We start from the raw sequence: 25,871 nt of genomic DNA on the forward strand, positions 1-25,871 counted from the left end.
TAAACTATAGAGCGATCAATTGAGCGCATTGGGGCAGATTCATTAACGAACTAAGAATGGTCGAGCCGAAGGAACACGGCATCACGCGGGACGACATCAGCGATGCGGCCCTGGCGGTGCTCGATGGACTGCATGACGCGGGCTATCGTGCCTGTCTGGTGGGCGGCGCGGTACGCGATCTGTTGCTCGGGGTCACGCCCAAGGATTTCGACGTTGCCACCGACGCCGAGCCCGAGGCGGTGGTCGACGTCTTCGGCCGCAAGGCACGGCTGATCGGGCGTCGATTCCAGATCTGCCACGTGCGCTTCGGCCGCGAGATCGTCGAGGTCTCGACTTTCCGAGCGGACCCGGCCAATGGCGATACCGAAGACACGCGCGAGCTGGACGACGCCGGGCGTGTTCTGCGCGACAACGTCTTTGGCTCGATCGCCGAGGATGCACGCCGGCGCGATTTCGCGATCAACGGCCTGTATCTGGACGTCGCCGATCACTGCATCTACGACTATGTGGATGGTCTGTCGGATATCGAGGCCCGCCGTCTGCGCCTGATCGGTGATGCGCGCGTTCGTTATCGTGAAGACCCGGTGCGCATGATCCGCGCCGTGCGTATCGCGGCCAAGCTGGATCTGGCGCTCGATCCCGAGGCCGAGCCGCCGGCCGACATGATCGAACTGCTGGCCGATGTGCCGGCCGCCCGCATGTTCGACGAAGTGCTCAAATTGCTCATGCATCCGGCCGGGCCGCAGGTCTATCGCATGCTGCGCCATTACGACCTGCTGCGCCCGCTGTTCGAAGACACCATGGCCGTGCTCGATTCGCCCACCGGCGCGGCCAGCGAAGCATTGATCGAAAAAGCGATCGCCAACACTGCGGCGCGCATGGAAGCGAACAAGCCGGTCACGCCGGCGTTCATTTTCGCCGCACTGCTCTGGCCGGCCGTGCGCGAAGGCGCGGCCAACCTCGAGCGCGAGGGCATGCCACCGGCGCCGGCACTGGCCAGCGCCCAGTCGCAGGTGGTGTCGCGCCAGGTCCAGCGGGTGGCGATTCCCAAGCGGTTCTCGATCCCGATGCGCGAGATCTGGCAGCTCCAGCCGCGTTTTCACAAGCGCCGCGGGCGGCATCCCGAGCGCCTCATTCCGCATCCGCGGTTTCGCGCGGCCTATGATTTTCTGCTGCTGCGCGCGCAGGTGGGCGAGGTCGAGCCCGAGCTGGCCGAATGGTGGACCGTGATGCAGGACGACCCGTCCACGCCCAAACCGGCGTCGGGCACCGGTTCGCGCCGGCGTAAGCGGCGGGGCGGTCGCGCCCGCAAGACGGCCACGGCCGATTCGTGATGCCGGCGGGCGACCGGCATGTCGCCTGGATCGGCCTCGGTAGCAATCTGGACGACCCGGCCGGCCAGCTCGAGCGCGCGATCGTCGAGCTGCGGTCCGAGCCCGCGATCAGCGTGCTTGCGGTCTCGTCGTTCTATCGCACCGTGCCCGTGGGCGGGCCGCCTGATCAGCCCATGTTCTGTAATGCGGCCGCTGCATTGACAACGGCCCTGGGGCCGCATGCGCTGCTCGCTCGCTTACAGGCCATGGAAGCTGCACACGACCGGGTGCGCGATGTGCGCTGGGGCCCGCGCACGCTGGATATGGATATCCTGGCCTACGGTGATCGCCATCTGGATGATGACGCTCTGACCGTGCCGCATCCGCGTGCCCACGAACGTGGTTTCGTGCTGGTGCCGCTGGCCGAAATCGCCCCGGCGCTCGAGCTCGGCCAACACGGGCGCGTTGTCGACTGCCTGCATCGCGTGGCCCACGACGACATCGAATACTGGGAGCTGCCTGCATGAAAGCCGGCCGTTATATCGCCATCGAAGGTCCGATCGGCGTGGGCAAATCGACGCTCGCCGGCCGGCTGGCAAGGGATCTGAACGCCGGCCTGCTCGACGAAGCGCCGGACGAGAACCCCTTTCTCGGCGATTTCTACGACAACCCGGCGGCGCACGCCTTGTCCGCCCAGTTGTTCTTCCTGCTACAGCGCGCGCGTCAGGTGGATTCGCTGCGCCAGTCGGACCTGTTCGGCGGCGGTTGCGTGGCCGATTTCATGTTCGACAAGGACCCGCTGTTCGCACGGCTCACGCTGTCCGGGCCGGAGCTGGCGTTGTACGAGGATATCTATGCCCGGCTGGCCTGGCAGGCGCCGCAGCCGGATTGCGTGATCTATCTCGATGCCTCGATCGACACGCTCATGAGTCGTATCGCCAAACGCGGCCGCCCGGCGGAGGCGAATCTGGAACGCGATTATCTGGCGCGTGTGGTTGCCGCCTATCGCGAGCATTTCGCGACCTACAGCGCGACGCCGATCGTGCGCGTGGACGCGGACGCGCTGGATCTGGTCGGCAACGCCGACGACTATCAGGCCGTGCTCTCGGCGCTGGAACGCCCCGAGTCGGTGCAGTCGTTGCCGCCGATGCTATAGTCCGCGCCATGAATATCAGTCCTTACCCCCACTTACAGCAGCAGACCCGCAAGCCGTTGACGCTGGCCGACTTCGCCCGGATGAAAGCCGAGGGCGAAAAGATTGCGAGTCTGACCTGCTACGACGCCAGTTTCGCCGCGCTCGAGGATCGGGCGGGTGTCGATCTGGTGCTGGTCGGCGATAGCCTGGGCAACGTGATCCAGGGCGCGAGTACCACGGTCGGCGTGTCGCTCGATGACATGGTCTATCACAGCCGAATCACCGCCGCCGGGCTGGAACGGGCGTTTTTGATGACGGATCTGCCGTTTCTGACCTACGCCACGCCCGATGCCGCGTTGGCGGCTTCGCATCGCCTGATGGCCGAAGGCCAGGCCAAGATGGTCAAGATCGAGGGCGGGGCCGAGATCGCCGAGACCGTTTCTCACCTCACCACCTACGGCGTGCCGGTCTGTGCCCACATGGGATTGCGCCCGCAACTGGTACACAAGCTCGGCGGCTTCAAGGTCCAGGGCCGAGACGACGCGGCGGCCGACGCCATGGTGCGTGACGCGCGCCTGCTCGAAGAAGCCGGGGCCGACATGCTCCTGCTGGAATGTGTGCCCTCGACCCTCGCCGCGCGGATCACCGCCGCAGCCAGCGTGCCGGTGATCGGTATCGGCGCCGGACCGGATACCGATGGCCAGATTCTGGTGATTTACGACATTCTCGGGTTGTCGCCCGGACGCAAGCCGCGTTTCGTGAAGAACTTCATGGCCGACGCGGACTGTCTGGATACGGCGACCGCCGACTATGTCGCTGCGGTCAAGGATCGCAGCTATCCGGCGCCGGAGCACGGTTTCAAATAGCTTTTGCGAGACGGATCGCCATGCAAGTGCTGAATACGATCGACGCCGTGCGCGAGTGGCGCGCCGGCTCGGAGTCCGTCGGCCTCGTGCCGACCATGGGCAATCTGCACGCCGGACACCTGGCGCTGGTCGCCGCTGCGCGCGAGCGTTGCGATCGCGTGATCGCGAGTATTTTCGTGAACCCGCTGCAATTCGGGCCGAACGAAGATCTGGCCACCTATCCGCGTACGTTCGACGCCGACCGGGCAGCACTGGCCCATGCCGGCGCCGATGCCGTGTTCGTGCCGAGCGTCGACGAGATGTATCCGGAAGGCGGCAGCGCGACCACGGTCGATGTCTCCGGCATCACCGAGATGCTCTGCGGACGCAGCCGGCCGGGTCATTTCCGCGGTGTTGCCACGGTGGTGAACAAGCTGTTCAACATCGTGCAGCCGGATGCGGCTTTCTTTGGCGAAAAGGACTATCAGCAGCTTGCGGTAATCAAGCGGATGGTCGCCGACCTGTGCATGGACGTCGCGGTCGAGGGCGTGCCGACCGTACGCGACGCCGACGGTCTGGCGTATTCCTCGCGCAATAATTATCTGGACAACGCCCAGCGGCGTCAGGCGCTGGCGCTCTCGGCCGCGATCGCCGACGTGGTCGAACGCCTGGCCGCCGGCCAGCGGGATTTTCGGGCGCTGGAAGCCCGCGGCTGGGCCCAGCTCGTCGACGGTGGTTTCGATCCGGATTATTTCGAGATCCGGGCCGCCGATCTCGGGCCGGCGGAACGCGATACGTCCTCGTTTCGCGTACTCGCGGCCGGTCATCTCGGCCGCACACGGCTGATCGACAATATGGGCGTGTCGGTCTGAGCTCCGCGCCGGCGCCGTGATGCGTCGGCTGCCATCAGAATCCTGCGCCATGGCATGACGGCGCCGAGCGCTGGCTGATAAGACTGTTTTTAGCTAGTCTCGATGGGCTCGACGAATCGTCGTCGTGCGCCTTTTCGTATCGTCTGACTCGCGCCCCACGGCGCAAAGGCTGGAATAGATGTCCGACCCCATCAATCAACCCAGTTGGAAAACTCTCGAGGCGCTGGCCGCGAAAAACGCCAACCAGCAGATGCTCGATCTGTTCGCCGCGGACGACGCGCGCGCGACGCGTTACAGCCTCGCCGCGGCCGGCGTGTCGCTGGATTATTCCAAGCAGCGCATCGACGACGACGTGCGCGCCGCGCTGTTGTCGCTCGCCGATGACCAGGGCGTAAGCGAAGCGCGCGAGGCCATGTTCGCCGGTCGGGCGATCAATACGAGCGAAAACCGGGCGGCCTGGCATGTCGCGCTGCGGGCGCCACACGACGCCCCCATGTACGACGAGGTCCACGAGATCCGTCGTGCCATGGCCGCGTTCGCCGAAGAAGTCCGTAGCGGTTCGTGGCGCGGGTTTTCGGGCCAGCCGATTACCGACGTGCTGAACATCGGCATTGGCGGTTCGGATCTCGGGCCGCGGCTGATCTGTGAAGCGTTGTACGAAGGCAACGGACCGCGTCCGCACTTCGTGGCCAACGTCGACCCGGCCGATCTGGACGACACGCTGGCCGGTCTCGATCCGGCGACCACGCTGGTGATCGTGACCTCCAAATCGTTCGGCACGGCCGAGACGCTCGCCAATGCGCGTGTCGCCCGCCAGTGGCTGGTCGATGCCGGTGCCGGCGAGGGCGATATCGCCAAACACTTTGTGGCCGTATCAACCAACGCCGAGGCCGTGTCCGAGTTCGGCATCGAGCGCATGTTCGGGTTCTGGGACTGGGTCGGCGGCCGCTACTCGCTATGGTCGGCCGTCGGGCTGTCGATCCTGTTGGCGCTTGGCGGCGAGCAGTTCGAGACCCTTCTGGCCGGCGCTCACACCATGGACGAACACTTCCGCCAGGCGCCGCTGGACGAGAACCTGCCCGCGATGCTGGCGCTGGTCGGCGTCTGGAACAACAATTTCCTCGGTCTGAAAAGCCACTGCGTGGTGCCCTATGCCCAGCGGCTGGCTTCGTTGCCGTCTTTCCTGCAGCAGTTGGAAATGGAATCCAACGGCAAGTCGGTGACGCGCGAAGGCAAGCCGGCGACGGTGTCCACCGTGCCGACGATCTGGGGCAGCGTGGGGACCAACGCGCAGCACGCCTATTTCCAGATGCTGCACCAGGGCGATCTGGCCGTGGATATGGATTTCGTCCTGCCGTTGTCCGGTCCGAAGGCGGCCGGCGATGCCCGCGAGCGCGAGCGCATCGCCAACTGTATCGCCCAGGCCGAGGCGCTGATGTGCGGTCGCGACAGCGATGCGCTCCGGTCCGAACTCGAAGCGCAGGGCCTGGAAGGCGAGGCGCTCGAGCATCGCTTGGCCGCCCGTCGTTTCGACGGCAATCGGCCGAGCAATATGCTGGTGCTGGAAACACTCGACGCTCACCATGTCGGCGCGCTGATCGCGGCCTACGAGCACAAGGTGTTCGTGCAGGGCATCATCTGGAACGTCAACAGCTTCGATCAGTGGGGCGTGGAACTCGGCAAGACCATGGCCGGCCAGATCGTCTCGGAACTGGGCGAGGACGCGCCGAGCGCGACCCACGACGGTTCCACGGCGGCGCTGGTGGCGCGTGTGCGTCGCGCCTGGGGACGTTGATCGCTCGCTGATCACCGATAACGGATCTCGTCATGACCGAAACCAGCGACTATCTGCCGCATCTGGTCTACGACGCAGCCCAGGTCGGCGCCCTGGATTCGCGTTTCATCAACGAATTCGGCGTCGAGGGCTTTACCCTGATGCAGCGCGCCGCGCGCGCGGCTTACGACGAACTGGCGCAGAGCTGGCCGATGCCGGGGCGTCTGGTGGCATTGTGCGGGCCGGGCAACAACGGCGGGGACGGCGCGCTGGTCGCGCGTCAGGCGATGGCGGCCGGTTGGCAGGTCACGTTGATGGCGCCGCTGGACCTGTCGAAAGCGTCCGGCGACGCGGCCCGGGCGTTCGAGGCATTTCGCGAAGCCGGCGGCGAAATTCACGACTTCGTCGATGAGCCGATTCAGGCCGATCTGATCGTGGATGCGTTGTTCGGCACCGGGCTCAATCGCGATGTGACCGGGCCCATGGCTACCGCCATCGACCGGATCAACGAAGCCTCCGGCCGGGGCGTCGGGGTGTTGTCGATTGATATCGCATCGGGCGTGGATGCCAGCACCGGTCGGGCCTGGGGCCGGGCTGTGACCGCCGATACCACCGTGACGTTCATCGGCCTCAAGCTCGGATTGCTGACCGGCGATGGCGCGGCCCATTGCGGAGAGCTGGCCTTCGACGATCTCGGCGCGCCCGATGCGCTCTATGAGGGGCAGCCGCATGTGGCCCGGCGCATCACCCATCGCGATCTGCGACATGCGTTGCCCGTGCGTCCTCGCGGGGCACACAAGGGCGATAATGGTCATGTGTTGTGTGTCGGCGGCGGTCGCGGCATGGGCGGTGCCATTCGCATGTCGGCGGAGTCGGCGCTGCGGGCGGGCGCCGGGCTGGTCAGCGTGGCCTGTCATCAGGATCATGCCGGCGCGATGAGCCAGGCGCGTCCGGAGCTGATGTGCCAGGGCTTGCCCGACGATCCCTCGGCCCCCGACGCGAGGGCGCGTCTCGATACGTTGATCGAGGGCGCGTCGCTGATTGCGGTCGGCCCTGGACTGGGGCATGGCGACTGGGGCGATGCATTGTGGCAGCGCGTGCTCGAGTCGGAGCGGCCGCTGGTGGTCGACGCCGATGCGCTCAATCGGCTGGCCAAGTCGCCGGTCGAGCGCGAGCACTGGATCCTGACGCCACACCCGGGCGAGGCCGGGCGGCTGCTGGGCTGGTCGACCGCCGATGTAGTGGCCGATCGGGTCTCGGCCGCGCGGACGTTGGCCGAGCGTTATCAGGCCGTGGTGGCGCTCAAGGGGGCGGGCACGCTCGTGGCCACGCCGGACGAGCTCTGGCTCTGTACCCAGGGCAATCCGGGTATGGCCGTCGGTGGCATGGGCGATCTGCTGACCGGCGTGATCGCCGGTTTTGCCGCCCAGGGCATGAGTCTGGCCGAAGCCGCGGTATTTGGGGTCTATGTCCATGCCCTCGCGGGCGACGAGGCTGCGGTCGATGACGGCGAGCGAGGTCTGCTGCCGAGCGATCTGCTGCCCTGCATCCGGCGTCAGGCCAACCCGCAACGCCCATGAACATCGATTTGGCGACGCCGGCCGAGACCGATCGTCTCGGCCACGCGCTTGCGATGGCCCTCAATGCCCACGATGGCGGCGCTGTGATTACGCTCGCCGGCGAGTTGGGGGCCGGTAAGACCGCGCTGGCACGCGCCACGATTCAGGCGTTGGGCCATGCCGGCCCCGTCGTTTCGCCCAGCTACACGCTGGTCGAGCCCTACGAATTCCCCCGGCGCCGGCTTTATCATCTGGATCTCTATCGCCTGGCCGATCCCGAAGAATTGGAATTTCTCGGTATTCGGGACATGGCTCCCGATTGCGACCTGATGTTGGTGGAGTGGGCCGAGCGGGGCGCCGGCTTTCTTCCGCCGACCGATCTGGCGGTACATCTGGAATATCGAGATGCCGGGCGGTGCGCGCAGCTGACGGCTTGTTCAGCGACGGGTCGGCAATTGATGGCGAAGCTGCACGACTTCAGACCGCGGCCCTCTTAGCCCGCTGAAAGCAGACCTGTTGCCGGGTTGATGGCGCCAGTACACGCTCGCGTACTCGCCGCGACCATCGGTCGAGAAGCCTTTGAAAATAAAGAACAGGCAGTTGCGGGTCTTTGTTTTTTAACGCGTCGAAATACAGCCGGACGCCCGTTCTGCTGGTGCCGGGTGAACAATTCAAGTGGATCGCCAGCATCTCTGTGCTACATGCTGTTTTTCCTGCCAAAAAAGTTGCCATGCATGACCGCTGCCGATAATGTTCTGAAAACGGTTCTTTTGCGCCCCTTTTAAGGGAGATGGGGTATCCAATGATCCGCAGCGTGCAAAGACTGATTTTTTTCGGTTTGCTCGTGTTGGCGCTACCGGCGGTGGCCCAGGTGGCCAGGCTGCACGATGCGCGTCTGTCGTCGTCGGCCCAGAAAACCCGGGTCGTCTTCGATTTGTCGGCCGACACCCAGCCTGACATCTTCATGGTCGATCATCCCTTACGGCTGGTGATCGACCTGCCCCATACGCGTAATCTCGGTGATGTGGCCGGACGGGCCGGGGGCAGCGGCCTGATCAAGGAAATCCGCACCGGTATCCACAAGGGCACTGGCGTGCGTGTCGTGCTGGATCTGGCAGATATGGTGCGCGCGAAGAGCTTCATGCTGTCGCCGGAAAACGGGCATGGCTACCGGCTGGTACTCGATCTGTATCCCAAAAACGGCGCGCCCGACACACGCGTGGCGGACTCGGGTGGAAACGCATCAAGCGATGAACTGGCGGCGGGTGACGACAGCCAGACCACTGCCGATAAATCCGCTGCCGCCATGGCACAGGCGTCTTCGCCGGCGCCGGCCGATTCGGACGCGGATCGTGCGACGGTCGACCAGGGCGCCGCGACGGACGTGCCGCGGCGCTCGGCCCCGGTACACGACATCATCGTGGCCATCGACCCTGGCCACGGGGGCAAGGATCCAGGCGCACACGGCCCGGATGGCTTGCTGGAGAAAAACGTCACCCTGGCGATCGCACGCCGGCTCAAGCGCATGATCGACGATCAGCCGCACATGAAGGGCGTGCTGACGCGCAACGGCGATTACTACGTCGGCCTGCGCCAGCGCATGGTCATCGCGCGCCATGACAAGGCCGATTTCTTCATCTCGATTCATTGCGATGCATCGCCAGCCGGCGGGGGCGCGACCGGGGCTTCGGTTTATGCGTTGTCGCCGCACGGGGCGACCAGCGAGCACGCGCGTTGGCTGGCGCGACGCGAAAATAGCGCCGACATGGTCGGCGGCGTCAGCCTGAAGGATAAAAATTCCAGACTGGCGTCGTTCGTGCTGGATCTGTCCCAGAGTGCGAGCATCGAGGCCAGCATGGATGCCGGCCGGCGCGTGCTCGCCCAACTCGACGATCTCGGCTCGCTGCACAAGAGCAAGGTCCAGCAGGCCGGTTTCATGGTACTGAAATCGCCGGATATTCCGTCGATCCTCGTGGAGACGAACTTCATCTCCAATCGTGCGACCGAGCACAAACTGGCCAGTGCCCGCTACCAGAACGGCCTGGCGGCCGCGATGCTGCGCGGCATCAAGGGGTATTTCGCGAGCTACCGGCCGTCGACCTATATTGCGGCCGCGCAGGAGCATCGGGTGCAGCGCGGCGATACGTTGTCGGAAATCGCCCAGACGTATGGCGTAAGCGTGTCGGCGCTGCGTCGTTACAACGATATGAGCAGCAGCACACTACAGACGGGCCAGACGCTCAAGATTCCGCCGCCCGAGCCGCAACAGTTGGCCAGCCGCGGCTGAGCGGGCGACTCGATCCGGATACCGATCGACTTCGATGCGACATCTCGTTCTGGTCGGGTTGGGGCAGGCCCATCGCGGTGTGCTCGCAGGCCTGCACGAATTGGGAGATGCGTTTCGCGTGACCGTGGTGGCGCCGCACGACGGGCGCTTCGGCGGGGCGACCGCCGCGCTGCTGGCTGGCACGTTACCGGCCGAGCGTTTGCGGTGGTCGCTACCCTCCGGCGTGCCGGTGATTCGCAGTCGCGCGGTGGGTTGCCAGCCTATTCACCGCCGGCTATGGCTCGCCGACGGCCGAGTGCTCGAATATGACCGGCTCAGCCTGAATCTGGGAACACGGCGCATGCCGGACTGGGTGGCACGCCCGGGCGCGCGACAGCCGCGGACCTGGTCCGGCCATTCGGTGAGACAGCTGGTGGAGCTGCGCGTTGTGCTGGACGCCGAGAAGCAGGCGGCCGTGGTGATCGTCGGCGGTTCGTTGACGGCGCTCGAGGTGGCCGGTGGGTTGGCCGCAAGAATTGGTCGCGACGGTCTCGATGTACGTCTGTTGTGGCCTGACGGCGCGACGGGCCCACGCACGCGGACGGCGCTTCGTCGTCTGGCCTGGCTGGGCGTCGACGTGATCGATGCCCAGGCCGAGACGCTTGCGACGGGCTGTCTGTGCTGTCGCGACGGCCGCCGGTTCGCGGCGGATCACGTGATCTGGGCCGGCGCCGCCGAGCCGGGTTCGTCGGCGCTGGGTATGTCTTTGCCGGCGGCCAGTGCGGGCCTCCGGGTCGATCGTCGGTTGGTCAGCCCGCGGGCGTCGTCGGTGCATGTTCTGGGCGCCACCGCGTCGCTGGACGGGTACGCCGTGCTGGCCGGCTGGGACGGCGAGCGGCAGGCGCGCGTTGTCCTGTCCGGACTTCGGGCCGAGACGGGAACGCATGCCTTGAAACGATATGCGCCGCCGTTGCGCGAGATGCCGATCGACCTCGGGCCGGCTGCGGGGCTCGTGTCTAGCACGCCCTGGCTGGGCTGGTGGGATCAGCGTCGGTATCGCCGAATCCAGACCCAGGGTCTGGACGGCTCGAACCCGAGCGTAGCGCCTACATAAAAAAGGCAGCACGCCAAGCGTGCCGCCTTTTTTCAACAGGCGCTGGTCGGCGCGACGGGCTTACTTAGAGTTCGCCCGAACGCCTTTTTCGACGCGTTCGCCGATGGTCTGATCGACGTTCTTCCAGTACTGGATCGCACGTTCCAGCACCGGTTCGCTCAGACCGGCCGACATATGGCCGACGATGTTGTGGACCAAGCGGTCACGCGCTTCATCGTCCATGACCTTGTTGACCAGGTCGTTGGCCTGGTTGAAGTCGCCGTCGTCCTTCCGCAGCGTATAGGCCGCGCGCACCATCTGGCCGTCGGCCTCCCAGACGTTATTGGCGGGATAGGCCGCCGGATCGGCATGGGCGCCGCCCTTGCTGTTCGGCGCATACACCGGATCGGAAACATTGCGAATACGCATCGCGCCGCCCTTGGTATAGCTGCGAACCGGGCATTTCGGCTCGTTGACCGGGATCTGCTTGTAGTTGACGCCGAGCCGGGCACGGTGGGCGTCCGCGTACGAGATGGTACGCGCGAGCAGCATCTTGTCCGGCGATACGCCGGTGCCGGGCACCATGTTATTGGGCTCGAACGCCGCCTGTTCGATCTCCGAATGGAAATCGGTCGGGTTGCGATCCAGCTTCATCGTGCCGACCTTGTGCAACGGATAGTCTTCGTGCGGCCAGACCTTGGTCAGGTCGAACGGATTGATGCGATAGGTCTTCGCATCTTCGTACGGCATGATCTGGACATGCAGCGTCCAGGTCGGATAGTCGCCGCGCTTGATCGCCTCGAACAGGTCGCGCCGATGATAGTCGGCGTCCGATCCGGCCATTTCGTCGGCCTGTTCCTGGGTCAGGCACTTGATGCCCTGATCGGTCTTGAAGTGGTACTTCACCCAGAATCGCTCGCCCGCGTCGTTGACCCACATGTAGGTATGGCTGGAGTAGCCGTTCATGTGACGCCAGGTAGCGGGCACGCCGCGGTCGCCCATCACCCAGGTGACCTGATGCGCCGATTCCGGCGACTGGGTCCAGAAGTCCCACTGCATGTCGTGGTCACGCAGGCCGTTGTCGGCACGACGCTTTTGCGAATGAATGAAGTGCTGGAACTTCATCGGATCGCGCACGAAGAACACGGGGGTGTTGTTACCCACCATGTCGAAGTTGCCTTCCTCGGTGTAGAACTTCAGCGCAAAGCCGCGCGGGTCGCGCCAGGTGTCCGGGCTGCCGGACTCGCCGGCCACCGTCGAAAAGCGAGCGACCATGGGCGTGGTCGCGCCTTTTTGCAGGAATTTGGCCTTGGTGTATTTGGACACATCCTCGGTGACCTCGAACTGGCCGAAGGCGCCGCCGCCCTTGGCGTGCGGCTGGCGGTCGGGAATCATTTCCCGGTTGAAGGCCGCCATCTGTTCCATGAGGAAGTGATCGTGCATCACGATCGGGCCGTCGTTACCGACGGTGAGCGAATGCTCGTCGCTCGGGTACGGCTCGCCGCCGGTCGTGGTTTCGATGTTGCGGTTATGGTCTGTCAAGGTTTCGTCCTCCGATAGGTACGGTGTGCCACGTGACCGAGATCGGCCATCGTCACGCGTGCGTCGATAGATCGGTATCCGTCTTTGTACGTTGTGCCTCATCCTGACAGCTCCGGCACAACCCCCAGAAAACGACCTCGGCTTCGTCGATTTCGAAACCGTGGTCCGGTAATGGCTCCAGGCAGGGCGCGGACGCCATATGGCAGTCCGTATCCTCGATTCGCCCACAGCCACGACATACCAGATGATGATGGTTGTCGTGGGTATGCCGCTCGAAGCGTGCGGGGTGTCCAGCGGGTTTGATCTGCCGGACCAGATCGGCCGTCACGCACGCCGCCAGGACGTCGTAAACGGCCTGTTTGGAAATCGCTCCGAGGCGCTCGCTGACGCCTTGGTGGACTTGGTCTGCGGTGGCGTGCGGATGATCAATCAGCCATTCGAGCACGGCATGGCGTGCCGCGGTGACCCGCAGGCCGCGCTCGCGTAATTCGGCAACGATGGATGTTTCATATCGACTCATGGCTCGTCGATCATTGGCTATTTTCTGGAATGAGTCAAGAAAACGATCCAGTCCATCCGGCCCGCCGCACGCATTGTCGTGGCGATCGTGCGGCCGGCACCGGCGCGCGGTGGCCGGCTCTTTGCCAAGCCGGGTCGAGATGCCGGACACTAAGCGCCGTTCCCGGTTTATCGGCGCCTGCGCCGCGTCTGTCGCGTTATGCCCATTCAACTGCTCGACAATCGTCTGATCAGCCAGATCGCCGCCGGCGAGGTGGTCGAACGGCCGGCTTCCATCATCAAGGAACTGGTCGAGAACAGCCTCGATGCCGGGGCGTCGCGCATCGGCGTCGATGTCGAGGAGGGCGGTCTGCGCCGGATTCTGATCGAGGACGACGGCTGCGGCGTGCCGGCCGATCAGCTGTCGCTCGCCGTGGCACGACATGCCACCAGCAAGATCGATAGCCTGGATGCGCTCGAAGCAGTGTCGAGCCTTGGGTTTCGTGGCGAAGCGCTGGCCAGCATCGCCTCCGTCGCCGAGCTGACGCTCACGTCACGCGTGGCCGGTGCCGATCGCGCCTATGCGATTTCGCCGCATATCGATAGCCAGCCGCGCCCGGCCGCCGGGGCGCCGGGCACGCGCGTCGAGGTGCGCGAACTGTTTGCTCGGATTCCAGCGCGGCGGAAATTCCTGCGCGCCCCCGCGACCGAGTTCAAGCATATTCGCCACGCCTTCAATCAGCTCGCGCTGTCGCGGTTCGATGTCGGTTTTACCCTGCGCCACGGCGGGGTGGAGTCGGCGGCGCTGGCGGCGTGCTCGAATGACGACAACCGGAAGCAGCGCGCAGCGCATGTGCTGGGGCGCGAATTCGACGACCATGCCGTGGCGGTGGACGAATCGGCCGCCGGCATGCGCCTGACCGGCTGGATCGCTACGCCCGGTTTCTCGCGCGGCCAGGCCGATCGCCAGTACAGCTTCGTCAACGGCCGGCCGATTCGCGACAAGGTGTTCAATCATGCCGTGCGGCTGGCCTATCGCGACCTGTTGCACAATCAGCGCCATCCCGCTTATGTGCTGTATCTGACGCTCGACCCGCGCCAGGTCGACGTCAATGCTCATCCGGCCAAGGCCGAGGTTCGTTTCCGGCAGTCGCGACTGGTGCACGATTTTGTTTTTCGTAGCGTCTCCCGTGCGTTGGCGGCGGTCGAGGCGCGGCCGCACGAGGCCAGAACCGTTGATCTAACGGCTACGCCGGGGCGCGTCAAGGAGAGCGCGCATTCTCGCCCCATGACGCCGCGCGGCCTGAATTTCAACGCGCCACCCTCGCGTCCCGGCGTGACCGAAACCGCCGCGAGTTATCGCTTCCAGCAGCCGCCATCACCTTCCGCGTCGGCGGCGTCCGCCGCAACCCCTCGCGTATCGAACGAGCCCGACGCCGTTCGCCAGCACGCGAGCGAGCCCGCCAACGAAGCCGGCGAAACGCCGCCGCTCGGCTATGCCATCGGCCAGCTGCACGATATCTATATCCTGGCGCAGAACGCCGAGGGCCTGGTGCTGGTCGATATGCACGCCGCGCACGAACGGGTGCTTTACGAACAGCTCAAGGCCGAGTTCTCGGCCGGGCGTATCCAATGCAAGCGCCTGCTCGTGCCCGAGAGCCTGTCGCTGTCGGAAAGCGAGGCGGCGATGGTGGAGAATCGAGCCGACGTCCTGGCCGAGGTCGGCTTCGAGCTCGACCGGAGCGGCCCGACTAGCGCCATGTTGCGCGGTGTGCCCGCTTTGCTCGCCGACCGAGATTATCTGGCCGTCGCCCGCGATGTGATCGCCGAGCTCGACGGTGGGCCGCGTGGCGCCGATGCCGTGCGCGATATCCTCGACGACATCCTGGCCGATATGGGCTGCAAGGCCGCGGTCAAAGCCGGACGACGACTTACGCTGGCCGAGATGAACGCACTGCTGCGCGACATGGAACACACTGATCGTGCCGGCCACTGCAATCACGGCCGGCCGAGCTGGGTGAGCGTGGATCGGGCCGGCCTTGATCGGCTGTTCATGCGCGGGCAGTAGTGCCATGAAGGATAAACCGCCCGTTATCTTCATCCTGGGCCCGACCGCGTCCGGCAAGACTGGCCTGGCGATCGATCTGGTCGCTTCCATGCAGGCCGAGATCGTGTCGGTGGATTCGGCCATGGTCTATCGCGGCATGGATATCGGCACGGCCAAGCCCGATGCCGAGACGCTCCGTCAGGCGCCGCACGCGCTGATCGACATCCGCGATCCGGCCGATGCGTATTCGGCCGCGGATTTCGTGCGTGATGCCCGTATCGAGATCGATCGCATCCATACCGCCGGACGTTTGCCGCTACTGGTCGGCGGCACGTCGCTTTATTTCCGCGCGCTCGAGCATGGCCTGTCGGATATGCCGGGTCGCGACGCCGAGCTCCGGGCCCGGCTCACGGCCGAGGCGGCCGAGCACGGCTGGGGCGCGTTACACGACCGCCTGACGCGGCTCGACCCGCCCACCGCGGCCCGCATTCATCGCAACGACGCCCAGCGTATCCAGCGCATGCTCGAAATCCACGAGTTGACGGGCGAGGCGCCGAGCGTTCTGTTCGCGCGCAGCGACGCGGCCGATCTGCCGTGGTCGATTACCAAGTTGATCGTGGCGCCGAGCACGCGCGATCGGCTGCATCGCAATATTGCGGAACGTTTTCGGATCATGATGGCCGAAGGATTTCGGGCAGAGGTTGAAAAGCTGCATGCCCGTCCCGATCTCGATCTTGCGCAACCGTCGATGCGAGCGGTGGGGTACCGTCAGTTATGGCAGGCCCTGGACGGCGAGTTCGGTCATGAGGAGGCCGTGGATCGCGCCGTCATCGCGTCGCGACAACTGGCCAAGCGTCAGTTGACGTGGTTGCGTTCGCTCGACGATGCCAGATGGCTCGCGAGCGATGACGACACAATGAAAATTCAGGCGCGGCGGCTGGTCCAGACGGCGTCCGGCGCGACCTGAAATCGTGCTAATATTTTCTTGATCTTTTTTTGTCCCCCCGACTTCGTGGAGTCTGTTCCATGGCAAAAGGCCAAACATTACAAGAACCATTCCTCAACGCCTTGCGCAAAGAGCGTGTGCCGGTGTCGATCTATCTCGTCAACGGCATCAAGCTGCAGGGGCAGATCGAATCTTTTGACCAGTTTGTGGTGCTGTTGCGCAATGCCGTCAATCAGATGGTATACAAGCACGCGATTTCCACGATCGTGCCGTCTCGCAACGTCCGCAGTGAAGTGCGCGATGAAATGTCGCAGGAGTCCGACGATAGCTAGGTCAACCTCCCATGTTTGAACGGCCGCCCACCGGTCAGGCGGCCGTCATCGTCCATATCGCCTTCGGCATCGATGAGTATGACGAGGCGGATCAGGAATTCCGCGAACTGGTGGAATCCGCGGGCGCCGATGTGCTGTGTCACATCGGCGGCTCGCGCCGCGTGCCGGACCCGCGGTTTTTCATCGGTGGCGGCAAGGCCGATGAGATTGCGGCGGCGGTGGCCGAGCACGGCGCCGAACTCGTGGTGTTCAACCACGATCTATCCCCCAGTCAAGAGCGTAACCTCGAAAAGCGCATGAATGCGCGGGTGCTCGATCGGGCCGGTCTCATTCTCGATATCTTCGCTCGCCGCGCGCGCTCGCACGAAGGCAAGCTGCAGGTCGAGCTGGCCCAGCTCCAGCATCTGGCGACTCGCCTGGTACGGGGCTGGTCCCATCTGGAGCGCCAGAAAGGCGGCATCGGTTTGCGCGGGCCGGGTGAAACCCAGCTCGAAACGGACCGTCGTCTGCTCAACGACCGCATCAAGCTGCTGCGTTCGCGGCTGGACAAGGTGCTGGCCCGGCGCGATCAGGGCCGAGCGTCGCGTCGCCGCGCCCGCACGCCAGTGGTCTCGCTGGTTGGCTATACCAACGCCGGTAAATCCACGCTGTTCAATCGGCTCACGGGCGAAGAGATCTACGCCGCGGATCAGCTGTTCGCGACGCTCGATCCGACGCTGCGACGCATGGACGTGCCGGTCGGCGAACCACTGATCGTCGCCGATACCGTCGGCTTCATTCGCGATCTGCCGCACGAGCTGGTGGCGGCGTTTCGGGCTACGCTCGAGGAAACCCGGGAAGCCGACGTGCTGGTGCACGTGATCGACGCGGCCGACAATGAGCGCCGCGCCCATGCGCGCGAAGTCAATGGCGTACTGGCGGATATTGGCGCGGGTGAGGTGCCGCAGCTCGAGGTTTTCAATAAGGTCGACCTGCTCGATGACGAATCGCCGCGTGTGGAGTACGACGCGCACGGGCGTCCGGTGCGGGTCTATGTCTCGGCCATGACCGGCGAAGGCTTGGACGAGCTGCGTCATGCGCTGGCAGCGTTCTGTTATCCCGATACCGTCACCGGCACGCTAAGGGTGCCGCCGGCTGCCGGCTGGTTGCGCTCGCAGCTTTACGAACTGGGCGTGGTGGGCGCGGAAAGCTATGCCGACAATGGCGACGCGCTGCTGTCGGTTACCGCGTCGCAAGCCGATCTGGAGCGCGTGGTGGCGCAGGCAGGGCTGAAATTCGGCGACGTGTTGATTGAGCGTCGCCCGGTGCGGCCCGATGTCGAACGTCTGGCCGCCGAGCGCGCGCCGCGGCCGCCGGCCTGATTGCGTGCGGTTACCGGGCTATTTGGTTCGACAGGGTTTCGGGCGGACTATAGACTTGCGGGAAATCGCAGACAGTTCGTGCAACGGCATCATCCGATCGGGCCGTTTCGGTTGGTTTTGCGCCGTGGCATGCGGCTGTTAACTGGCAAGGAGAGCGGTTTGTTCACTGTGGGTTTGACCGGGGGACAGCCGGGGCGCGTGCGCGCGAACAGCAAGGGGGGTTGCAACAATGCGACCGCCCAGTGTGAACACGAGGAGCACGGGCATCGTCAGGCCGTGCGACCGACTCGATCAGAGGCTTTCTAGCATGGCGTGGAACGAGCCTGGCAAGGGCAAGGATCCGTGGGGCGGTGGCAACCGCAACAGCGGCGGCGGAGACGGCGGCGGGCCGCCCGACCTCGATCAGATCTGGAAGCGGTTCCGCGAACGCTTCGGTAATAAACCCGGCGGCAACAAGTCCGGTGGTGGTAATGGCGGTGGCGCTAACGGCGGCGGCGTGGGCGGCGGCGTATTTCTGGCGCTGGTGCCGATTGCATTCGTCGTATGGCTGGCCACCGGGCTCTATGTGGTCCAGCCGGGCGAAAAAGGTGTCGTGCTACGTCTGGGGCAATACACGCATACGACCGCTCCCGGTTGGCATTGGCACCTGCCGTATCCCGTCAGCACGGTATACAAGGTCGATACGCAGCAAGTGCGGCGGGCAAGTAATCGTGCCGTGATGCTCACCAAGGACGAGAACATCGTCGACGTCGAGATTTCGGTGCAGTACCGCATCTCGAATGCGATGAATTACCTGTTTCAGCTGCAGGATCCGGAAAACACGGTTCAGCAGGTGCTGCGTTCCGCGGTGCGCGAAATCGTGGGCACGTCGGATATGAACCAGGTCATCCAGGAAGGTGTCCAGGTTAATCAGCTAGACGACAAGGCGCTCGCCAATGTCGATCTGAAAGAGAATTCCGGCCAGCCCAAGAAGAAGAACGGGCTCAAGGACATCGACCAGAAGCTGGTCGGCCAGATCAAGCAGAAGCAGAACGAGTATCCGCAGATCACCGATCGCTCGCGGGCGAAGCTGCCCGATAACGTGCGCCGGATCATGCAGTACACGTTGAACAAGTACCATGCCGGCATCGACCTACTGGCGGTTAACGTGCAATACGCACAGCCGCCGGAGCAGGTGCAGGGTGCGTTCCAGGAGGCGATCAAGGCGCGCGAGGAAGAAGAGCGGGCCAAGAACATCGCCCGGGCCTATGCTCGCGACATCGTGGCCCGGGCTCAGGGCGACAAGGCCCAGATGATCGCCCAGGCGCGAGCCTACAAGCAGCGCAAGATCGACCGGGCCGAAGGCCAGGCCGCGCGCTTCTCGGATCTGCTGGCACAGTATGAAAAAGCCCCCGAGGTGACGCGCGAACGGCTCTATCTGGAGACCATGGGCGATGTGTTGTCGGCCTCGCACGTGATTCTGAACGACGGGACGTCGAATTCGATGACCTATCTTCCGCTCGACAAGATTCTTGAGAAATCGGCCGGATCGAAGAAATCGGGAGACAACGGCGATTCTGACTCGGATAGAGACACGGGCTCGTCCATGACTTTGCCGAACGAATCCGACCAGAGCGGGAGCGGCGGCGGGTCGAGCACGAGCGGCAGCTCGAACTCGAACGTGGACAACCTGCGTAGCCGGAGCCGCAACTCATGAGTGGCAAACAGATATTCGCTCTGATCGTCGTTCTCATCGCGGCTTATGTCGCCTATGATTCGATGTTCGTGGTCACGCCGCGCGAGCGCGTGGTGGTCGTGCAGATGGGTGAGATCGTGGGTTCCCAGTATCAGCCCGGTCTGCATTTCAAGATCCCGTTCGTGCAGAAGGTGCATCGCTTCGACCGCCGGGTGATGACGCTCACCGGCGAAATCGATCGCGTGTTGACCTCGGAGAACAAGAACTTGTCGGTCGACTATTACGTCAAGTGGCAGATCGCCGATCCGGTCAAGTACTACTTGTCGACGCACGGCAATGCCGACCGCGCGCGTACGCTTCTCACCGAGTCGGTACAAAACGATCTGCTGGCCGAGTTCTCCAAGCGCACGATTCGCCAGGCGGTTGGCGACGATCGTAACGAGATTGTTGCTGCGGTCCAGGTTCAGGTGAATGAGGCAGCCAAGCAGCTGGGCATCGATGTCAAAGACGTTCGCATCATGAAGCTGGACCTGCCGTCGAAGGTGAGCGACACGGTCTACGAGCGCATGCGCTCCGAACGCCAGGAAGTGATTCGTACGCTGCGTGCCCAGGGCGATGCCGCGGCCAAGGAAATCCGCTCCGATGCCGAGCGCGAGCGTACGGTGGTGCTGGCCAAGGCTTACAAGGAAGCCGAAATGATCCGGGGCCAGGGCGATGCCAAGGCCGCGGAGGTCTACGCCAACGCCTACAAGAAGGATCCGAAGTTCTACAGCTTCTATCGCAGCTTGCAGCTCTATCGTCAGAGCATCGGCGATAACGATGTGCTGTTGCTCAAGCCGGATGGCCAGTTGTTCAAGTACTTCAACCCTGGACTGGCCGCGGGTGCGGGCAGTACCAAATAGCCGCGGTCGACAATGTGGGTCGACCTGCTGCGCGCGCTGGCGCTCGTCTGTGTGATCGAGGGGCTGATGCCCTTCATCGCGCCCGAGCGCTGGCGTGAGACCGTGCTGCGCCTGGCCGAGGTCGCGCCTCGTCAGCTGCGTATCTTCGGGGCCGTGATGATCGCCGTCGGCGTCGTGGCCCTGCAGTTTCTACATTACGTCTAGAGCCATGCAATCCAAACGTTGGTTACTGCCCGAGGGCGTCCAGGAGACGGTTCCGCCGGAATCGTGGCGGCTCGAAGCGGCGCGACGCGCGCTGCTCGATCTGTACTGGCGCTGGGGATACGAGCTCATCCGCCCACCATTGATCGAGTATCTCGATTCGCTGTTGACTGGCGCCGGACACGAGCTCGATCTGCATACCTTCAAGCTCACCGATCAGCTCAATGGCCGGATGATGGGGGTGCGCTCCGATATGACCACCCAGGCCACGCGCATCGACGCGCATCGGCTGGCGGCAACTGGGCCGGCGCGCTATTGCTATATCGGCAGCGTGTTGCGGACACGCCCCGACGAGCCGGGTGGCTCGCGTTCACCGCTCCAGGTCGGCGTCGAAAAATTCGGCGACGGGCATCTCCATAGCGACCTGGAGATCGTCTCGCTTATGCTCGAGACGCTGCATCGCATGGGCATCGAGCGCACCTATCTCGATCTCGGGCACGTCGCGATCTATCGCCGGCTGGTTGCGCTGGGCGGCGTGTCGGCAGAGTTCGAACCGACGCTGTTCGATGTCGTGCAACGTAAATCGCGCCCGGATCTGGACCGGCTACTGGCGGACGGACGTGTGGACCATGAGCTGCACGACCGGCTGGCAACGCTGATCGGGCTCAATGGGCCGGCCGAATTATTGCAGGATGCCAGGGCAGCGCTCGGCGGGCTCGATGACGACATCGACCGCGCGCTCGATGAAACGGCCGCCATGGTCGCGCTTATTGCGTCGCATTATCCCGATATGCCGTTGTTCGTCGATCTGGCGGAACTACGCGGCTATCGCTACAAGACCGGGCTGTTGTTTGCAGCGTTCGCGCCGGGTCTCGGGCGGGAACTGGCGCGTGGCGGGCGCTACGACAATGTCGGCTCGGCATTCGGGCGGCCGCGTCCGGCGACCGGTTTTTCCGCCGACCTCAATCTGTTGGCGGCGCTCGGCGAATTCGCCGACGACCGACCGGCCGGCGGCATCTTCGCGCCGCCCGGCAACAACGATGAATCTTTGCTTGCCGAAATCCGGCGCCTGCGGGCGTCCGGCGAGCGCGTGGTGGTTGCCACGCCCGACCATACCGAAACCTTCGGCTCGGGTTGCGACCGCATTCTGAAACAGATCGACGGGGCCTGGCAGGTCCGTCCACTGCAGGGATAGATATCATGGGTAAACGGGTCATCGTCATCGGCAGCCAATGGGGCGATGAGGGCAAGGGCAAGATCGTCGATCTGCTCACCGATCGCACCCGGCACGTCGTCCGCTTCCAGGGCGGCCACAACGCCGGTCATACGTTGGTCATCAACGGTGAGAAGACCATCCTGCGGCTGATTCCCTCAGGCATCCTGCACGATGGCGTGATGTGCCATATCGGCAACGGCGTGGTGCTCTCGCCGGAAGCGCTGCTCGAGGAGATGGGCGAACTGGACGCGCGCGGCGTGCCGGTGCGCGACAAGCTCCGCATCAGCCCCGCCTGTCCGTTGATCCTTCCGTATCACGTGGCGCTGGACAAGGCGCGCGAGGCCGCACGGGGCAAGACGGCGATCGGCACGACGGGTCGCGGTATCGGTCCGGCTTATGAAGACAAGGTCGCGCGACGCGCGGTGCGGGTCTCCGACTTGTTCCGGCGCGAACTCCTGGCCTCGAAGCTGGGCGAAGCCCTCGACTTCCACAACTTCGTGCTCAAGAACTATCTCGGCCAGTCGCCGGTCGATTTCCAGCAGACGCTGGATCAGGCGCTGGAGCACGCCGAGCAGATCCGGCCGATGGTCGCGGATGTCGGCGAACTGCTGCGTCAGGCCTATGTGGCGGACGAATCGATCCTGTTCGAAGGGGCGCAGGGCGCGCTGCTCGACGTCGACCACGGCACGTATCCGTTCGTGACTTCGTCCAACACAACGGCCGGCGGTGCTTCCACTGGCTCCGGCGTCGGCCCGACGTACTTTGACTACGTGCTGGGCGTGGTCAAGGCTTATACCACCCGCGTCGGCTCCGGCCCGTTCCCGACCGAGTTGGACGATCGCTACGGCAAGCATCTGGCCGACAAGGGCGCCGAGTTCGGCGCCGTCACGGGCCGTCCGCGGCGCTGTGGCTGGTTCGATGCGGTCGGCCTGCGTCGGGCGGCGTTCAACAACAGCCTGTCCGGCCTGTGCATCACCAAGCTCGACGTGCTCGACGGACTCGACGCGATTCAGCTGTGCACCGGTTATCGCTGTAACGATGAGACGCTGACCGTGCCGCCGGCCGGCGCCGAGGCCCTGGCCAGCTGCGAGCCGATCTATGAAGAGATGCCGGGCTGGCAGGAATCCACCTCCGGCTTGCGCAACTACGACGATCTGCCGGCCAACGCCCGGGCGTATCTGGACCGCCTGGCCGAGATCACCGGCGTGCCGATCGACATCGTGTCCACGGGGCCGGATCGGGCCGATACCATCGTGCTGCGGCATCCGCTGGCTGAAGACTGACGGGGCCGGGCCCACGTCGCCCGTCTCGTCGACGGGGACGTGGGTCGTACGCGTGTACGAATACCGGCAGTCACGGCCAGACTGTCATGACAGGAGCATGCATCGATGAGCCAGCCCGGCGCCGACGCGACGACTGCCGCTACCCATCGCGATCCGGTGGCTCGCTTCTTCGAGTTCGATCGCGAAGGCACCGGCTACCGGCGCGAGATCATCGGCGGGATCACGACATTCCTGGCCATGGCGTACATCATGTTCGTCAACCCCAGCATCCTGTCGGCCGCGGGGATGGACCAGGGGGCGGTGTTCACCGCCACGGCGCTGGCATCGATCGTGGGCTGTCTGCTGATGGCCGTGGTCGCGCGCTATCCGGTCGGGATCGCGCCCAGCATGGGATTGAACGCCTTTTTTGCCTACTCGGTGGTGCTGGGCATGGGCGTGCCGTGGCAGACGGCGTTGGTCGGCGTGCTGTTTTCCGGATTGATCTTCGTGCTGATCACCGTGCTCCGATTGCGCGAGATGATTCTTGATGCGATCCCGGTCGATCTGAAGATGGCCTCGGCCTGCGGGATCGGGCTGTTCATCGCGTTGATCGGCTTCGAGGATTCGGGGATCGTGGTCAACAACAAGGCCACGCTGGTGACCCTCGGTGATCTGACCCTGCCGGCGACGCTGCTGACGGTGTTTGGTCTGTTTGCCTCGATCGTGCTGATGCTGCGGCGCCTCCCGGGGGCGATTTTCTTCGGCATGGTGCTCACCGCGGTACTGGGCATGATCACCGGCGTGATCAATCCGCCGCAGGCGATCGTCGGCGAAGTGCCCAGTGTGGCGCCGGTCTTCGGTGTGGCGATTACGCGACTGTTTGACGCGCCCGGCCAGGTTTTCACGCTGAATCTGCTCGTGGTGGTTCTGACGTTCCTGTTCGTCGAATTCTTCGATACGGCGGGCACGTTGATGGCCGTGGCGACCAAGGCCGGACTGATTGAGGGCAACCGCATCCGGCGCTCACGCCAGGCGTTGCTCGCCGACTCGAGTTCGGTGGTTGCGTCGGCTGTCATCGGGACCTCGCCGACCACGTCGTATATCGAATCCACCGCGGGGGTGGCGTCCGGGGCGCGCACCGGCTTCGCTTCGCTGGTCACGGCGGCGTTATTCGTGCTCGCGCTGTTCTTTTCGCCGTTGTTGTCGGTGGTGACATCGAGCGTGACGGCGCCGGCGCTGATCATCGTGGGCGTGCTCATGGTGTCGTCATTGGGCGAGATCGACTGGAACCGGCTGGAAATCGCCGTGCCGGCTTTTCTGACGCTGATCACGATGCCGGTCACCTACAGCATCGCCAACGGTATCGCGCTGGGGCTGGTCGTCTATCCGGTGACCATGGTGGTCACCGGCCGGGGACGAGAACTACACCCCATTCTTTATGCACTGTTCGTGGTTTTCGTCGGCTATTTCGCGTTTCTGGCCTGAGTCTGAGTCGGCGCATCGTCTTCCAGCAGCACGAACCGATCGCGACCGGCTCGCTTGGCCTCATAGAGCGCCTTGTCCGCGCGACTCAGGATAAGATCGATATCCTCATGACAGTCAGTCAGCGTCAGCCCGGCGCTGGCCGATAGCGCAACGCGATACCCGCCCGCTCTGAAGTCGGCCGACCGAACGGCCTCGAGCAAGCGCTCGACGACCCGAGCGGCGGTCTTCGCCGAGGCTTCGGGCAGCACCAGCAGAAACTCTTCGCCGCCCCAGCGCCCGAGCATATCGCTGCTGCGCAGCTGGTTGCTGGCCTGTCGGGCGAATAATTGCAGCGCAGCGTCGCCGGCGGCGTGGCCGTATCGATCGTTGATCTGCTTGAAATGGTCGAAGTCGAACAGCGCCACGCCAACCGAGCGCCCGTGCCGGCGACCCCGATCGAGCTCGCGTCGGATGCGATCGGTAAGCTCGCGTCGATTGCCGAGGCCGGTCAGTTCGTCCTGGGTCGCGACCCGCTGGAGCTGTTCGTGTGCCTGGCGTAATTCCCGTAGCGCCGCGTCGCGGTCCATCTCGTGGCTCAGCCATTGCCCGAACATGCTCACGAGCTTCAGGTGATGATCCGTGAATTCCGTGGTGGATTCCGAGCTGGAGAACGCGATGGCACCGACGAACTCGCCCTGAACGTACAGCGGGGCGCCGATGTACGAGGCGATGCCGAAGCGTTGGTAGGCCGGATGATCGCAAATTTCCGGATGGGTCGAACGATCGACCGCGTAAGGGCCCCGCCGTGACACGATCTCGAAACAATGCGTTTCGCGCGCGTCGTAAACCTGACCTGCCTGCACGGCGTCGTGAGCATCGACGGCATCCAGCACTTCGTAACGGCGGTCCTCGATACGACTGACCACGCCGAGGGGCATGCCGAAATACTCGCAGCCGAGTTGGAGAATGGCGTGACGCGATTGTTCGAACGAAAGCTCGGCGTTGGAGCTGATGGCGTAAAGCTGCTCCAGCACGCTGTCACTGGCCAATTTGTCGGTGACGTCGCGCACGATCGCCATGAACAGCGTCGCTCGCCCGTGCCCATCGTTGATCGGCCCGCCGATGGTTTCGCCGGTGAACACGCTGCCGTCGTATCGACGATAGCGCGCGACATACCGATCGCGGCGCGCGCTTGCACTCACATTGAAGCGTTTCTCGCCTTGTTCGATGAAATCGGCCTCGCTGGCGTAAATCGTCGAACTGGGCTGACCTGTGAGGTCGGCCTTGCTACAGCGAAACAACCGCGTCGCCGCCGCATTGACCATCACCAGACGGCGATCGAGAGAGCCGATGATGACGGCCTCCGGGAGATCTTCGAAAAGATGCTCGAGAATCAGGCGGGCAGAAACTTCGTCGTTCGGCAGACCCTGAACTGCCGAGAGGGTGTTTTCGTGGTCGGTCATGCCGGCACGCTCACGACGGTCAGACCTCGTGTTTCAGTAAGCCAACGCACCTAGTGTAAACGGTGACGCGTTACCCGAATGCTTGGCACCGCATCGGCCGAGCGT

General features: G+C 64.4%; 23 protein-coding genes. 20 read left to right on the forward strand and 3 right to left on the reverse strand.

Going from position 1 to position 25,871, the window contains the following annotated elements:
* Window positions 1–56: 56 nt before the first annotated feature.
* The 10 genes from pcnB (at window position 57) to C41B8_RS19575 (ending at window position 10,878) form a co-directional block, all read left to right on the forward strand.
* Window positions 57–1,334 (forward strand): polynucleotide adenylyltransferase PcnB, encoded by a 1,278-nt coding sequence (pcnB, locus tag C41B8_RS08835; protein WP_051883309.1) that lies wholly within the window; start codon window positions 57–59, stop codon window positions 1,332–1,334.
* Window positions 1,334–1,840, forward strand: coding sequence for a 2-amino-4-hydroxy-6-hydroxymethyldihydropteridine diphosphokinase (gene folK / locus C41B8_RS08840; protein WP_037336740.1), 507 nt, complete (start codon window positions 1,334–1,336; stop codon window positions 1,838–1,840). The genes pcnB and folK overlap by 1 nt, the downstream gene beginning before the upstream one ends.
* Window positions 1,837–2,469 (forward strand): deoxynucleoside kinase, encoded by a 633-nt coding sequence (locus C41B8_RS08845; RefSeq protein ID WP_037336742.1) that lies wholly within the window; start codon window positions 1,837–1,839, stop codon window positions 2,467–2,469. Before folK ends, C41B8_RS08845 begins: the two co-directional genes overlap by 4 nt.
* Before the next feature lie 8 nt (window positions 2,470–2,477).
* A complete protein-coding gene (gene panB / locus C41B8_RS08850) occupies window positions 2,478–3,314 on the forward strand; it encodes a 3-methyl-2-oxobutanoate hydroxymethyltransferase (RefSeq protein WP_051883310.1) in 837 nt (278 codons plus the stop codon).
* Between the two features lie 20 nt (window positions 3,315–3,334).
* Window positions 3,335–4,165 carry a pantoate--beta-alanine ligase gene (panC, locus tag C41B8_RS08855; protein WP_198025128.1) on the forward strand — a complete coding sequence of 277 codons (831 nt, stop codon included), beginning with the start codon at window positions 3,335–3,337 and terminating at the stop codon, window positions 4,163–4,165.
* 178 nt (window positions 4,166–4,343) lie between these two features.
* Window positions 4,344–5,960, forward strand: a complete 1,617-nt coding sequence (gene pgi / locus C41B8_RS08860) for a glucose-6-phosphate isomerase (protein ID WP_037336744.1) — start codon at window positions 4,344–4,346, stop codon at window positions 5,958–5,960.
* Window positions 5,961–5,992: 32 nt separating this feature from the next.
* Window positions 5,993–7,519, forward strand: a complete 1,527-nt coding sequence (locus C41B8_RS08865) for a bifunctional ADP-dependent NAD(P)H-hydrate dehydratase/NAD(P)H-hydrate epimerase (RefSeq protein ID WP_037336746.1) — start codon at window positions 5,993–5,995, stop codon at window positions 7,517–7,519.
* Window positions 7,516–7,995 (forward strand): tRNA (adenosine(37)-N6)-threonylcarbamoyltransferase complex ATPase subunit type 1 TsaE, encoded by a 480-nt coding sequence (tsaE, locus tag C41B8_RS08870; RefSeq protein WP_037336748.1) that lies wholly within the window; start codon window positions 7,516–7,518, stop codon window positions 7,993–7,995. Before C41B8_RS08865 ends, tsaE begins: the two co-directional genes overlap by 4 nt.
* 317 nt (window positions 7,996–8,312) lie before the next feature.
* On the forward strand, window positions 8,313–9,785 hold the full coding sequence (locus C41B8_RS08875) for an N-acetylmuramoyl-L-alanine amidase (protein ID WP_198025129.1): 1,473 nt from the start codon (window positions 8,313–8,315) through the stop codon (window positions 9,783–9,785).
* 34 nt (window positions 9,786–9,819) lie between these two features.
* Window positions 9,820–10,878, forward strand: coding sequence for an NAD(P)/FAD-dependent oxidoreductase (locus tag C41B8_RS19575; RefSeq protein WP_051883312.1), 1,059 nt, complete (start codon window positions 9,820–9,822; stop codon window positions 10,876–10,878).
* Window positions 10,879–10,938: 60 nt separating this feature from the next.
* Here the strand turns inward: C41B8_RS19575 and C41B8_RS08890 are convergent, their stop codons facing one another.
* Both C41B8_RS08890 and C41B8_RS08895 read right to left on the reverse strand, forming a co-directional pair.
* Complete coding sequence (locus C41B8_RS08890) at window positions 10,939–12,399, reverse strand: catalase (protein ID WP_037336755.1); 1,461 nt, start codon at window positions 12,397–12,399, stop codon at window positions 10,939–10,941.
* 52 nt (window positions 12,400–12,451) lie between these two features.
* Window positions 12,452–12,919 carry a Fur family transcriptional regulator gene (locus C41B8_RS08895; protein WP_037336757.1) on the reverse strand — a complete coding sequence of 156 codons (468 nt, stop codon included), beginning with the start codon at window positions 12,917–12,919 and terminating at the stop codon, window positions 12,452–12,454.
* 198 nt (window positions 12,920–13,117) lie between these two features.
* Between C41B8_RS08895 and mutL the strand changes: the two genes are divergently transcribed.
* The 10 genes from mutL (at window position 13,118) to C41B8_RS08945 (ending at window position 24,324) form a co-directional block, all read left to right on the forward strand.
* Window positions 13,118–14,965, forward strand: a complete 1,848-nt coding sequence (gene mutL / locus C41B8_RS08900; protein WP_037336759.1) for a DNA mismatch repair endonuclease MutL — start codon at window positions 13,118–13,120, stop codon at window positions 14,963–14,965.
* A gap of 4 nt (window positions 14,966–14,969) precedes the next feature.
* Window positions 14,970–15,911 (forward strand): tRNA (adenosine(37)-N6)-dimethylallyltransferase MiaA, encoded by a 942-nt coding sequence (miaA, locus tag C41B8_RS08905; RefSeq protein WP_037336761.1) that lies wholly within the window; start codon window positions 14,970–14,972, stop codon window positions 15,909–15,911.
* Window positions 15,912–15,970: 59 nt separating this feature from the next.
* Window positions 15,971–16,222, forward strand: a complete 252-nt coding sequence (hfq, locus tag C41B8_RS08910) for an RNA chaperone Hfq (RefSeq protein ID WP_037336764.1) — start codon at window positions 15,971–15,973, stop codon at window positions 16,220–16,222.
* 11 nt (window positions 16,223–16,233) lie between these two features.
* Window positions 16,234–17,583 carry a ribosome rescue GTPase HflX gene (hflX, locus tag C41B8_RS08915; RefSeq protein WP_051883313.1) on the forward strand — a complete coding sequence of 450 codons (1,350 nt, stop codon included), beginning with the start codon at window positions 16,234–16,236 and terminating at the stop codon, window positions 17,581–17,583.
* 307 nt (window positions 17,584–17,890) lie between these two features.
* A complete protein-coding gene (locus C41B8_RS08920) occupies window positions 17,891–19,279 on the forward strand; it encodes a protease modulator HflK (RefSeq protein ID WP_051883314.1) in 1,389 nt (462 codons plus the stop codon).
* Entirely contained in the window at window positions 19,276–20,160 is an 885-nt protein-coding gene (hflC, locus tag C41B8_RS08925; protein ID WP_037336766.1) for a protease modulator HflC, read from the forward strand. Before C41B8_RS08920 ends, hflC begins: the two co-directional genes overlap by 4 nt.
* A 12-nt stretch (window positions 20,161–20,172) precedes the next feature.
* Entirely contained in the window at window positions 20,173–20,364 is a 192-nt protein-coding gene (locus C41B8_RS08930) for a DUF2065 domain-containing protein (RefSeq protein WP_037336768.1), read from the forward strand.
* Window positions 20,365–20,368: 4 nt separating this feature from the next.
* Window positions 20,369–21,556 (forward strand): ATP phosphoribosyltransferase regulatory subunit, encoded by a 1,188-nt coding sequence (locus C41B8_RS08935; protein ID WP_037336770.1) that lies wholly within the window; start codon window positions 20,369–20,371, stop codon window positions 21,554–21,556.
* Window positions 21,557–21,561: 5 nt separating this feature from the next.
* A complete protein-coding gene (locus tag C41B8_RS08940) occupies window positions 21,562–22,860 on the forward strand; it encodes an adenylosuccinate synthase (RefSeq protein ID WP_037336772.1) in 1,299 nt (432 codons plus the stop codon).
* Between the two features lie 156 nt (window positions 22,861–23,016).
* Complete coding sequence (locus C41B8_RS08945; RefSeq protein WP_037336862.1) at window positions 23,017–24,324, forward strand: NCS2 family permease; 1,308 nt, start codon at window positions 23,017–23,019, stop codon at window positions 24,322–24,324.
* On the opposite strand, the gene C41B8_RS08950 is transcribed toward C41B8_RS08945, so the two are convergent.
* Entirely contained in the window at window positions 24,303–25,766 is a 1,464-nt protein-coding gene (locus tag C41B8_RS08950) for a sensor domain-containing diguanylate cyclase (RefSeq protein WP_051883316.1), read from the reverse strand. The genes C41B8_RS08945 and C41B8_RS08950 overlap by 22 nt on opposite strands.
* Window positions 25,767–25,871 lie beyond the last annotated feature (105 nt).

Origin of the sequence: Salinisphaera hydrothermalis C41B8, from assembly GCF_000732535.1 — a bacterium.
Lineage (GTDB): Bacteria > Pseudomonadota > Gammaproteobacteria > Nevskiales > Salinisphaeraceae > Salinisphaera > Salinisphaera hydrothermalis.